This window comes from Archangium minus, from assembly GCF_044360475.1.
GTDB lineage: Bacteria > Myxococcota > Myxococcia > Myxococcales > Myxococcaceae > Archangium > Archangium minus.
On sequence record NZ_CP043494.1, the window covers coordinates 1807761 to 1819770 of the forward strand.

Here is a 12010-nt window from a genome sequence, read left to right on the forward strand (position 1 = left end):
CCATGGCCGAGCGCACCTACAGAATCCACGTGGCCGCTGAGCTCTCCGGGGTGAGGGTGGAGCTGATCCGCGCTTGGGAGCGGCGCTATGGGGTGCTCGCGCCGAAGCGCACGCCCTCGGGCTACCGGGTGTACACGGACCGGGACGTGGCGTTGCTGCGCAGGCTCAAGCAGCTCACCGAGGAGGGAGTGTCCATCAGCGAGGCGGCGACGATGCTGCCGCAGCTGCTGGCGGAGCTCGACGCGGCGCAACCGGCTCCAACCCCGGCCCCCATCCAGGAGCCGAGCCCCGCGAGTGTGGCGTCCTGGATGGAGGATGCCCTCGCGGCGGCGGAGGCGTTGGATCAACGTCGGGTGTCGGAGGTGTTGGACGAGGTGCTCGCGGCGCTGTCGCCGCTGAAAGCCTATGAGGAGGTGCTGGTGCCGCTGCAGCGCGCGGTGGGTGAGCGCTGGCACGCGGGGGCCTTCTCGGTGGGGCAGGAGCACATGGTGTCACAAGAGGTGCGCGCGCGGCTCATCAGCCTGCTGCACGCCTCGCCGGACAAGGGGCCCCGGCGCGCGGTGTTGGCGTGCTTCCCGGACGAGCAGCACGAGATTGGCCTGTTGGGCACGGCGTTGCGGATGCGGCACGCGGGGCTCTCGGTCACGCTGCTCGGGCAGCGGACGCCGGTGGTGGAGGTGGGCCGGCTGGCGCGAGAGCTGAAGGCGGACCTCGTGGGGCTCTCGGCGGTGACGGACCACGGGGCCAGGGACTTCGAGGAGACCCTGTCTCGCCTCCTGGAGGAGCTCCCCCGGGGGACTCCGGTCTGGGTGGGAGGCACGGCGGCGCTGCTGCATCGCGAGGTGGGCGAGCGGTTGGGCGTGCACGTCTTCGAGAGCGGAGACGACTGGGCGCGGCTGCTGGGGGGATGAGCCCAGACAGCAGGACCCTCTATACTCAGTGACGGACATGCACTGCATGAGGAATCTGTCATGAGGACCCTGCGGGCCTGGGCACTCCTGGGCGCCGGCCTTTTGTCACTCGCTGGAGTGTTGTTGCCGGGTTGTGCGCACGAGGCGCGGACCCTCGCCGGCGTCTCGGAGCAAGCGGTCGCGTTCGTGGGGGTGAACGTTGTCCCCATGGACACCGAGCGCGTCCTGACGGACCAGACGGTCATCGTGCGCAACGGGCTCATTACCTCTCTGGGCCCGTCGGCGGAGATCACCGTTCCGAAGGATGCCGAGCGCATCGACGGCCGAGGCCGCTACCTGATGCCGGGGCTGGCGGACTTCCACGTCCACCTGCACTCGGACGAGCAGCTCCTGTCGTACGTGTTCCATGGCGTGACCACGCTCTTCGAGCTGGATGGCTCGCCCCGGCACCTCGAGCTGCGGGAGCAGCTCGCCACGAATCAGCGCTTGGGCCCCAAGCTCTACACGAGCAGCCCGTTGCTGGATGGGGGCCATCCGGGCAGCAGGGTGGTGTCGGTGACCACGCCCGAGCAGGCGCGCGTGGAGATCGTCCGGCAGAAGAACGCGCGGTACGACGCCGTGAAGGTCTACGACAACATCTCCCCCGAGGTGTACGCCACCCTGGTGGCGATGGCGGAGCAGCAGAAGATCGCGGTGGTGGGGCACGTACCGAACAGGGTGGGGGTGGAGGCGGTGCTGCGCTCGCGCCAGGCGCTCATCTCCCACGGGGAGGAGTACTTCTTCGACGGCTCGCAGGATGAGGCGAGGATCGCCGACTTCGCGCGCGCGACGAAAGAGGCGGGCACGTCGGTGATTCCCGATCTAGTTCACATCGAGACCTCGTTGCGGATGTTGAAGGACCTGGAGGGCGTCTTCGCGGATCCCGAGTCCCGCTACCTGTCGCCGGAGGTGCTGAGGAACTGGCGCTACTCCAACCCCACGCGGCGGGTGGACGTGGCGGCGTTCAGCGAGCGCAAGCAGGCGTCCTACCCGTTCGTCCAGCACCTCACCCTGGCGCTGCAGAAGGAGGGCGTGCGGCTGGTGTTGGGCACGAATGCCTCGGATGCAGGGCTCTTCCCGGGCAAGTCGACGCACCTGGAGCTGGCGGAGCTGGTGAAGGCGGGCCTGTCGCCCTACGAGGCACTGGCCGCTGGCACGCGCAACGCGGGCTCCTTCATCCGGGACCATGTGGAGCCATCGGCGCGCTTTGGCACGGTGGCGGTTGGGCAGCAGGCGGACCTGCTGCTGCTGCCGGGCAACCCGCTGGAGGACGTGGGGCAGGCGGAGCGGGCGCTCGGGGTAATGCTGCGTGGGCAGTGGCTCACGCGCGAGCAGCTGCAGAAGTTGAGGAAGAAGAGCGCCGGCTCCTTGTCCAGCCCTGACCGATGAGGATGCCCCTGGGAACAAGTGCCATCAGGCGGAGTGGTCCTGTCCTCCTGGTGGTGCTGCTCTTGTGTCTGGTGGCTCGGGCTGTCCCCGGGCCTCAAGACGATTCGATTCGTGGCCGGCTCAAGGCCTGCCTGCTCCTGGGGGACATGCAGTGCGTGGTCACCCAGTACATGGCGCTCAAGGACCTCGGCAGGATGCCGGACTGGCTGGTCGCGTTCCAGAATGCCTTCGCCGTTGCGAACCGCCGCGCCGGTGAATGCGAGAAGGTGGCCAGGGCCATCCACCTGGGGCTGGTGGAGTTCGCGCAGAAGCCGGTGTTCATCCGCTTCACCGTGGAAGGGAAGTACAGCCAGTTGGGATTCGATGTGCTCGAGAAGGGAGTATTCGTCAAGAACCTACAGATTTCATCGAATGGCTATCATGTGGCGGTGAAGCTGGGGGACAGGGTCATCGATGCCTATACGGGGCTGGCCGGTCTTCCCTTGCATGAGTACCTGGCCAGGCTCACGACGAGGCCGGGAAGCCATGTCATTCAGCAGGTGGTCGAGGGATTATGAGCGAAGGATACGTTCGCAAGGAGGATCCATTCCTGGCGCAGTGGCGTGGGCGACGGGTGTGGCTGCTGGATGCGTTGTTGTGGGGCCGCTATCAGGTGAAGGAGCGGCATGCGTTGTGGTTTGTCACGGGCCTCGAGACCGTGGAGTCCCTCCTCCCCTTCATTCATGGCTGGAATGCCCATACCCACTTCAATGGAGGCGACGAGCCCTCATGGCAAGAGTTCCTGGATTGGTTCCAGGTGACACGAGGGCAGCCATTGAAACAGGACTGGTATGTTCAGCCTTTGCGAGACTGCCAGGGCGACCACGAAAAAGCCGCACTGGTGCTCCTCGAGCTTGTCGCCGAATACGTGGAGCGGTTCGGTGTGGCTCCGAGAGGCAAGGCAGCGAGCCTGGACGAGAAGGTCGCCGCGACCTATGGACCTCTGCCGAGGGAGTGGGGAGGGCGTCAGGTGGAGTTGTTGGATGCGTTGTCATGGATCCGGCGGCGGATGCATGAAGGACAGGACCTGTCCTTCTTCACAGGGCAGGACTCTGTTGACTCTCTTTACGCCTTCACCTCGGGATGGATCCTGAACACCGTCGTCAACGCTCGTAAGGACCTGACGGTGGCTCCCTTCCAGGAGTGGCTCCGGGACGTCAAGAAGGAGTTCCCGGGCGAGGGCTGGCACGTCAAATACCTTCAGGACTGCCAGGGCGACCACCGGAAGGCCGCCCTGAAGTTCCTCGACTTCGCCGCCGAGTTCAGGGCCTCGCGCTGAGCCTCCGTCGCGGGCCCTTCAGTGCACTCCGCCCATCATCCGCCGCAGCGGGCGGACGAAGAGGGCCAGCACCAGGCCCGCGCCGATGCCGGTGGCAGCCACTGCGCCGAAGATCGGCGTGGGATTCGTTCCGAGCTTCCCGGCCAGTTGCCCGGCGATGAGGTTGCCCAGCGACATGGACATGAACCACACGCCCATCATCTGTCCCACCACCCGCTGCGGGGCGAGCTTCGTCACCGTGCTCAGGCCCACGGGGCTGAGGCTCAGCTCGCCCAAGGTGTGGAGCAGGTAGGTGAGCACCAGCCACAGCGGGCTCACCTTGTTTCCACCCGCGGCAGCCAGTGAGGCCGCCACCATCACCGCGAAGCCCGCGCCCATCAGCACCAGCCCCAGCGAGAACTTGGCCGGGCTCGACGGCTCGGTCCCCCGCTTGTTGAGCCTCACCCACATCCAGGCGAACACAGGCGCCAAGGCGATGATGAACAGCGCATTGATGGACTGCAGGGTGCTTGCCGGTATGTCAAAGCCGAACATCCGCAGGTCCGTGGTGTCGCGGGCGAAGAGGTTGAGCGAAGAGCCCGCCTGCTCGAAGCCGGCCCAGAAGAGGGTGGAGCAGGCGAAGAAGACGCCGATGACGGCCAGCCTCCGCTTCTCCGTGGCATCCAGCCCGCCGGCCGTGAACTGGTAGGCGAAGAAGGCGAGCGCCAGTGTCACGATGACGAGTCCGCCCGCGCGGGCCATGCCCACCGCGCTCGTCAGCTCCACTATCCCGAGCAGCTGCAGCACCCCCATCAATCCCACCAGCACTCCGGCGAACACGAGGCCCGCCATGCGCGAGCCGCCGCCCTTCGCCGGTTGCCCCGGCGCTTCGGTGCGGACGTCCTCGCTTCGGGGTCTCTGCCCCACCTCACCCAGGTTCTTGCCGCCCAGCAGGTACTGGATGACGCCGAACACCATGCCGATGCCCGCGGCGCCGAACCCCACGTGCCAGTTCACCCGCTCGCCCAGCATGCCCACCACGAGGGGCGCGATGAAGGCTCCGAGGTTGATGCCCATGTAGAAGATGGAGAAGCCCGCGTCCCGTCGCGCGTCGCCCTCGGGGTAGAGGCCTCCCACCATGGCGCTGATGTTGGGTTTGAGCAGCCCCGTGCCCATCACGATGAGCAGCAGGCCCAGGTAGAAGAAGAACGTCCTGGGCAGCGCCATGCTGAAGTGGCCCAGGGCGATGATGATGCCGCCGAGAAGCACCGCGCGCCGCTGGCCGATGATGCGGTCCGCCAGCCACCCGCCCGGCATGGCGGTGAGGTACACGCCCGCGCCGTAGAGCCCGTAGATGGCGCCCGCCTTCTCCGCGGTGAAGCCCAGCCCGCCCCGCTCCACGGTCGCCGTCATGAAGAGGATGAGCAGCGCCCGCATGCCGTAGTAGCTGAAGCGCTCCCACAGCTCGGTGAAGAAGAGGGTGGAGAGTCCGCGTGGGTGGCCGAAGAAGCCCCGCTGCTCTGGGGCGTCGAGGGGGGCGGCCGCTCCACGGGCGGACTCGGTGGCGGGGGGCTGGGTCATTTCGGGGGCTCTCCTGTCCCCGGACTCTACAGTCGCCGGACTCCGCCCGTGGAGGGGCCCCCCGGCTCAGCCCTCCTTCGGGGCCGAGGCCACGGCGGCGAACCGGTCCCCGTACGGAGGCACCTCGCGGTAGTCGATACGGCAGACGAGCACTTGCGGCCGGCGCTCCTCATCCGCGCGCTGGAGCACCTGCGGCAGCAGCTCCGCGAGCTGGCCAGGCCTCGTCACCTCGTAGGCCCGGGCGCCCAGGGACTCGGAGAACTTCACCAGGTCCGGGTCTCCCAGGCTGAAGTAGGGGTCCTCGAGCGGATACTCGCCTGCCGCCTGTGCGTGCTCGCCGTGGTTCACCATCCCCAGATAGTTGTCATTGAGGACGATGTAGACGGCGCCCACCCGATAGCGCACCGCGGTGACGAGCTCCGTGCCGTTCATCAGGAACGAGCCATCTCCGGTGAGTGCGATGGCCGTGTTCTCCGGCTTGCCAATCTTCCCGCCGATGACCGCGCCCATGGACCAGCCCATGGAGGACAGGCCGCAGGGATAGAAGATGCGGGCTGGCGGGGCGATGCGCAGACAGTGCGTGGCCCAGCCGGTGCAGTTGCCCATGTCCACGTACAAATCCGTGCTGTCGTGCAGGTGGGCGTTGAGCTCCGCCATCACGTGCTGCGGCTTGAGGGGCCCGTCCTCGGGCAGGGCCGCGGTGGCCGAGCGGTGGGCGAGGCTCAGCTCGTTGAGGTGCTGCCGGCGCTCGCGCACCAGCGCCTCACTGGCGGGCGCGGCGGTATGGCCGAACTCCACCAGCCCTGCCACCACCGAGCTCACGTCCGCCACGATGGGCAGGTTCACCTGGAGGAACTGGCCGAGCACGGACGGGGTGGCGTCCACTTGGATGACAGTGCTCGCCGACTGGAAGAGCGAGGAGAAGCTCTTGCTGGCCCACTCCCCCAGGCGGCTGCCCAGCACCAGCAGGACGTCCACGCCCTCGCTCAGGTACTGCTCGGCGCGCTTGCTGCCGGCGATGCCCAGCACGCCCAGTGACAGGAAGTCTTCCTCGGAGAAGAGCCCCTTGCCGCGCAGGCTGGTGGCCACGGGGATGCAAAAGCGGCGCACGAAGGCGGAGAACTCCGCGCCCCGGCTCTCCAGCGCCTCGCGTGCGCCCGAGCCCAGATAGATGAGGGGCCGCTTCGCCTGTCGCAGCAGCTCGAATGTCGTGTACACCTCGGAGGCGGGTGCCGCGGGCAGGCTGCTCTTCCAGGCTCCCGGCGCCGTGGGCACGCTCACCTTCGCCAGCTTCTGCCGGGCGATGTTGGTGGGCAGGCTCACGTGCACCGCCCCGTGGGGGAGTGCGTGCGCCGTCTTCATCGCCCGCTCGAACAGGCGCGGGAAGCTCTTCGCGTCCACGACGGTGGTGCTGGAGGCCGTGCAGTGCCGGAACATCTCCGCCGTGTTGATGCCACCTTCGTCGGTGCTCTCCTGGATGGCGGCCAGCCCAAAGCGCTCGGTGGACACCTGACCACTGAGGGTCAGCAGCGGCACCTGATCCAAGTGCGCCGAGGCCACGCCCGTCATCGCGTTGGTTGCCCCGGGGCCGGCCGTCACCGCGCACACGCCCAGCTTGCCCGTGGCGCGCGCATACCCGTCCGCCATGAAGGCCGAGCCTCCCTCGTGGCTTCCAATGATGAAGCGGATGCGTGCCTGGCGGCGCAGGGCCTGTACCAGGGGGGCGATGTTCCCTCCCGGAATGCCGAACACCGCGTCCACCTGCTCCGCCTCCAAGTGCGCGAGCAGCGCCTCCGCCACCGTGAGGTTCTCAAACGTCTGGAACGAGCGCAGCTTCGTCAGTGAGGCCGACAGCTCTTCCGATCGCGCGTGCGCGTGCGCCTCCGAATGCACCACGCCGTCCCTCGGGTGGGCGGCCACGAACGTCTCCGGGGAGTGCCCATCCAGCAACGAAGGCGTTCCCTGGGAGAACAGAGCGGAGGTGGACTCACCGCGGATCAGAACACTCGACGCGGCCTTGGCGAGGGCGGGCTGAGACACAGGCTCCCCTTTCTTGTTGTGGGGTGTGGGGGGGACGGTCCGGGGTGCGCGCTTCCCCAGAACAGCGGGTTTGTCGACCGGGACCGGGCTCATGACTCGAGCACGGTGAGTATCGCGTGCGCGCAACGCGTTGTGTCGGGCCTATGACGGGATGGCAAACTACCCCAACTCTGCGTCCGGATGAAACAGTAAAGTTAAATTTTTTCAGGTCAGTTGAATGTGAGGGTGTGATAGGGCGCCGCACCTCATTGGGGCGAGGTCCGCTAAGCTGCGCGGTGGCACCTTCGCGGCTCCATGGGGGACGCGGGGGCTTTTCAACTCCGAACGACAACGAGGCAAGTGAGATGCCTGTCCCACAGAACGTCGCCACGGATTATGGCTTCCGGGTCCACGCCCCCGGGTACATCACGCCAACGGAGGCGCGAGCCTGGTTCGAGGATCTGAAGATCCGGGTCCTCGCCCTGCAGGGCAAATCCTTCGGGATGATGGTGGACTCTCGCTCTCAGAAGGCGAACCCGCCGGACACCCAGGAGCTCATCAAGGAGGCGATGGTGTGGCTGCGAGGTCACGGCATGGAGCGCTCCGTGGTGGTGCTCGACAGCACCGTGGCGCTCATTCAGATCCTTCGTCTGGCGAAGGCCACGGGCGTGTACGCCTACGAGCGCTATATGGATGCGCTGAAGGACCCTGAGTGGGAGGCCAAGGCGGTGGGGTGGATCAGACACGCGATCGACCCGGATCTGCCGCAGGCCGAGCAGACGCAGGCGCGCTGAGCCTCATCCCGGTACGGGCGCGGTGCGGGGAGTCCCGAGCAACTGCAGGGTCCGCACCGCGACATCGACGAGCGTCTGGGCGCACGGGTAGCAGCCACCACCGCAGCATGGAGGCCACTCGCCCTCAGGAGCCCTGAGGAGCGGGTAGACGCAGGCCCGGTAGGAGAGGGGCAACCCGAGCTCGTCGCACGCCCGTTGCAGCGCGTCCTGCACACGGGGGTCTCTCACATCGGTCACCTGAGGGGTGTAATCGCCTGCCCAAGGGCCTGCCACGAAGGCTCGGGACCTTGCCTGGCGGCGACTCGGCGGTCCCTGGAGTGGATGCCCGCTGGGATAGGCTGGGGGCTCCTCTTCGCCTGGGAGTCCCCGTGATGAACCGCTGGCCTGTCCCCTGTCTGTTGTTGGCCTTGAGCGTGGCGTGCGCCACGGGTCGGCCTGCTCCCACGCAACCGGAGACACCGCGGCTGCTGTCCTGGTCCGAGCAGCTCGCCGTGCGTGAGGCCTGGCTCGCGAAGCGTCACGAGCTGTTGCTGCCGATGATGCGCCGACACGGCGTGGGCATGTGGATCATCGTGAACGAGGAGTTCCACGATGATCCACTCACCCAGTACGTGGCACCGCCGCGGCCCTACGCGGGGTTTCGTGATGTCTTCGTCTTCATCGACGCGGGAGAGCAGGGGCTGAGGAAGATTGCCCTGCCGAGCTACGCCGAGGAGAACCTCACGCGCTTCTTCGAGGTGCCGGAGGAGACGCGCGTGTACAAGCAGGTGCTGGGCGAGCTCTACAAGCAATACCAGCCGCGCACCATCGCCCTGGGCATCCATGGCAAGCGGGCGGTGACGCACAGCCTGACGCGGGATGCGTATGCGTACCTCGTGGAGGCCCTGGGGCCCGAGGCGGAGGCGCGCTTCATCGGCGCGGCGCCGCTCATCGAGGAGTACCTGGACACGCGCATCCCCGAGGAACTGGAGCACTACCGGACGCTGGTGGTGCTCACGGAGCAGGTGGTGAAGCGGGCGTTCTCGTCCGAGGTGGTGAAGCCGGGCGTGACGCGGGTGGGGGACGTGCGCCGCTGGCTGTACGACGAGCTGGGGCGGCGGAGCGTGGGCACCTGGTTCCAGCCGGACTTGCGCGTGCAGCGCAAGGGGCAGACGGGTGGAACGTCGCGCGGCTTCCTCGCGGTGTCGCGGGAGGACGTGGTCATCCAGCGGGGGGACCTGCTGCACGTGGACTTCGGCATCAGCTACATGGGCCTGCACAGCGATTGGCAGAAGATGGCCTACGTGCTGCGCGAGGGAGAGAAGGACGTGCCCGAGGGTCTGAAGCGGGCGCTGGCGAACACGAACGCGCTGCAGGACGCGCTGGTGAAGGCGTCACGCCCGGGTCGCTCGTCCGCCGAGGTGTACGAGGCGGTGATGGCCGAGATGAAGGAGAAGGGCATCCAGGCGCAGGTGTACTCGCATCCACTGGGCAACCAGGGGCACGGACTGGGGGCCTCCATCGACTTCCGCTCCACCCAGCGGAAGGAGGAGCCCCAGCGGCTGCGCGCGGGCTCATACATCGCCATCGAGCTCAACACGCGCACACCAGCACCCGAGTGGGACGGCCAGGAGGTGTTCGCGATGGCGGAAGATCCCGCGTACCTCACCGACGAGGGCTGGCGCTTCTTCGTGCCCCGGCAAGAGGCGTACTACCTCATTCCCTAATCCCCTTTTCCCCTCTCCCTTTGGGAGAGGGACGGGGTGAGGGTATCGGATGCACCCGGGTTGAACCCTCTGTCCACACCGAGGGCCACGGGTTGAAGAACGGGCTCGGCTACCCTCACCCCCACCCTCTCCCGAGGGGAGAGGGAGTTCTCTAGCGCGCGTAGATGCGCTTGTGGTCGCGCGTGCCCAGGTAGCGGAAGCCCTCGCCCGGCGTCTCCTCGGCGGGCTTCTCGTCCAGCTTCTCGCGCGCGGCCATGATGGCCTCGTACTCGGGGATGCCCAGCGCGCGCCGCCGCTCCAGCAGCGTCTCCAGGCCCAGCGCCTTCACGCGCGCCTGCGCCTCGGGCTGCACCACGCCGCTGAAGAACTCCGCGCACGAGCCGCTGCCGTACGAGAACAGGCCAATGCGCTTGCCCGACAAATCCTCGCGCGAGCACGACAGGAGGCTCGCCAGCGCCAGGTACATGGAGCCCGTGTAGATGTTACCCACCTGCGAGGGCAGCATGAGGCTGGGGCCCACCAGCTTGTCGAAGCTCGCATCCGGCTCCTTGTCCCCATCCAGCGTGCGGATGTGGCGGTGCGCCTTGCGCGACATCTTCCCGTACGGCACGTGGTACACGAGCGCGGCGAAGCGATCGCTGTAGAGGCCCCCCTCGCCCGCGTCACCCGCGGCCTCCTGGTAGGCCTTGTACGCGCCCTCGAGCGCGTCCAGGTAGCACTGCACCGAGTAGTGTCCGTCCACCACCGCGTCCTTCGAGTAGAGCGGGCGCCAGAAGTCCATCACGTCCTTGGCGTACACGCCCGTCTTGCCGGCCTCGATGGCCAGCAGCTTCGGCTTGTCGGACACCAGCAGCGCCACCGCGCCACCTCCCTGCGTGGGCTCACCCGGCGTACCCACGCCATAGCGGGCGATGTCCGAGCAGATGATGAGCGCCTTCTTCCCCTTCGCGCTGCCCGCGCGCACCCAGTCCAGCGCCATCTGCAGCGCCGCGGTGCCGCCGTAGCACGCGTGCTTCGTCTCGAACACGCGGCAGCGCGTGGACAGCCCCAGCAGGCCCTGCACGTACGAGGACACCGGCTTGGAGTGATCCACCGCCGTCTCGGTGCCCACCACCAACATGCCCACCTCGTCCGGAGAGCACCCGGCCGCCTCCAGCGCCATGCGAGCCGCGCGCGCCGCCAGCGTCACCGTGTCCTCGTCCACCTGCGGCACCGCCATCCGCGTGACGCCCAGCCCGTCCACGTACTTGCCCGGTGCCACACCACGCGCCTTGGCCAGCTCCGCGAGCTCCACGTACGTGGCCGGTACCGCGATTCCGAGGCTCTCGAGTCCTGCCTGCATTCAACACTCCTTCAAAACTCCAGGGGGGTTGAATCATTCTGGCCTAATTGCCGGGTGCATTTCCACCCCCTCCAGGTGTCTTGTCCTGGTGACAAGGTGGGAGGATGTGGCTCTCGCGGGGGGAGGGGATTATGAAAGCGTCCGTTTTCTGGAGGCTTTCCGTGTCCGAGCGCATCGCCGAGCCCGACATCGATCGCATCAGCCCCACGCGCCGGCCGGATGAGCGGCCGGTGATGTACCAGCGCTGGCAGCAACTCCTGTTCCTCCATTGGTCGTTCCCGCCGGAGGTGGTGGCGCCGCTGCTGCCGCCGGGGCTGACGCTCGACACGTTCGATGGCCGTGCGTGGGTGGGCCTGGTGCCCTTCACCATGCGGGGTGTGCGTCCGCGAGGGCTGCCCGCGGTGGGCTTCCTATCGGACTTCCACGAGACGAACGTGCGCACGTACGTGCACTTCAAGGGAAAGGACCCGGGCGTCTGGTTCTTCAGCCTGGAGGCCGCCAACGCCATCGCGGTGAGGATCGCCCGGGCGTGGTTCAAGCTGCCGTACCACTACGCGGGCATGGAACTCATCGTGGGCGCACAAGGCGAGTCGTTGGCCTATCGCTCCGAGCGCCGCTGGCCGGGGCCCACGCCGGCCACCTGCGCCGTGCGCTGCACTCCCAAGGGGAACACCTCCACCTCCATTCCGGGCACGCTCCAGCACTTCCTCGTCGAGCGCTACTTCCTCTATTCGACCGCCCATGGGGTGCTCTATCGCGGCCAGGTGCACCACACGCCCTATCAGGTGCGGGGCGCCGACGTGGAGGGGCTGGACGAGTCGCTCCTGGCTGCCGCCGGAATCCCCCGTCCTCCCGAGCCGCCGCTGGCGCTCTTCTCGGAGGGCGTCGACGTGGACGTGTTCCGACTCAAGCGCGTGGAGATGTAACGCAGA

The 12010-nt window shown here is 67.6% G+C and carries 11 protein-coding genes; 7 read left to right on the forward strand and 4 right to left on the reverse strand.

What is annotated here, in order from left to right; translation table 11 throughout:
- The first annotated feature begins 2 nt into the window (after positions 1–2).
- Genes F0U60_RS07625 through F0U60_RS07640 form a run of 4 tightly spaced genes read left to right on the forward strand, consistent with a single transcriptional unit; the run spans position 3 to position 3657 of the window.
- Positions 3–911: a MerR family transcriptional regulator gene (locus tag F0U60_RS07625; protein WP_395815921.1), complete on the forward strand. Its 909-nt coding sequence runs from the start codon at positions 3–5 to the stop codon at positions 909–911.
- 60 nt (positions 912–971) lie between these two features.
- Complete coding sequence (locus F0U60_RS07630; RefSeq protein ID WP_395815923.1) at positions 972–2339, forward strand: amidohydrolase family protein; 1368 nt, start codon at positions 972–974, stop codon at positions 2337–2339.
- A 2-nt stretch (positions 2340–2341) separates the two neighbouring features.
- Complete coding sequence (locus F0U60_RS07635; RefSeq protein WP_395815925.1) at positions 2342–2896, forward strand: hypothetical protein; 555 nt, start codon at positions 2342–2344, stop codon at positions 2894–2896.
- Positions 2893–3657 carry a hypothetical protein gene (locus tag F0U60_RS07640; protein WP_395815927.1) on the forward strand — a complete coding sequence of 255 codons (765 nt, stop codon included), beginning with the start codon at positions 2893–2895 and terminating at the stop codon, positions 3655–3657. Before F0U60_RS07635 ends, F0U60_RS07640 begins: the two co-directional genes overlap by 4 nt.
- Before the next feature lie 18 nt (positions 3658–3675).
- Here the strand turns inward: F0U60_RS07640 and F0U60_RS07645 are convergent, their stop codons facing one another.
- Both F0U60_RS07645 and F0U60_RS07650 read right to left on the reverse strand, forming a co-directional pair.
- Positions 3676–5217 (reverse strand): peptide MFS transporter, encoded by a 1542-nt coding sequence (locus tag F0U60_RS07645; protein ID WP_395815929.1) that lies wholly within the window; start codon positions 5215–5217, stop codon positions 3676–3678.
- A gap of 66 nt (positions 5218–5283) precedes the next feature.
- The gene (locus tag F0U60_RS07650) at positions 5284–7257 is read right to left on the reverse strand and encodes a thiamine pyrophosphate-binding protein (protein ID WP_395815931.1); all 1974 of its coding nucleotides are present in this window, start codon (positions 7255–7257) and stop codon (positions 5284–5286) included.
- A 344-nt stretch (positions 7258–7601) separates the two neighbouring features.
- On the opposite strand from F0U60_RS07650, the gene F0U60_RS07655 reads away from it, so the two are divergent.
- Positions 7602–8030 carry a hypothetical protein gene (locus F0U60_RS07655; RefSeq protein WP_395815933.1) on the forward strand — a complete coding sequence of 143 codons (429 nt, stop codon included), beginning with the start codon at positions 7602–7604 and terminating at the stop codon, positions 8028–8030.
- Between the two features lie 3 nt (positions 8031–8033).
- On the opposite strand, the gene F0U60_RS07660 is transcribed toward F0U60_RS07655, so the two are convergent.
- Complete coding sequence (locus F0U60_RS07660; RefSeq protein ID WP_395815935.1) at positions 8034–8267, reverse strand: hypothetical protein; 234 nt, start codon at positions 8265–8267, stop codon at positions 8034–8036.
- Positions 8268–8401: 134 nt separating this feature from the next.
- Between F0U60_RS07660 and F0U60_RS07665 the strand changes: the two genes are divergently transcribed.
- Positions 8402–9736, forward strand: coding sequence for a M24 family metallopeptidase (locus F0U60_RS07665; RefSeq protein ID WP_395815937.1), 1335 nt, complete (start codon positions 8402–8404; stop codon positions 9734–9736).
- 151 nt (positions 9737–9887) lie between these two features.
- Here F0U60_RS07665 and F0U60_RS07670 read toward each other — a convergent pair whose 3' ends face one another.
- Positions 9888–11078, reverse strand: a complete 1191-nt coding sequence (locus tag F0U60_RS07670) for a hydroxymethylglutaryl-CoA synthase (RefSeq protein ID WP_395815939.1) — start codon at positions 11076–11078, stop codon at positions 9888–9890.
- 161 nt (positions 11079–11239) lie between these two features.
- On the opposite strand from F0U60_RS07670, the gene F0U60_RS07675 reads away from it, so the two are divergent.
- Positions 11240–12004, forward strand: coding sequence for a YqjF family protein (locus F0U60_RS07675; RefSeq protein ID WP_395815941.1), 765 nt, complete (start codon positions 11240–11242; stop codon positions 12002–12004).
- Positions 12005–12010 lie beyond the last annotated feature (6 nt).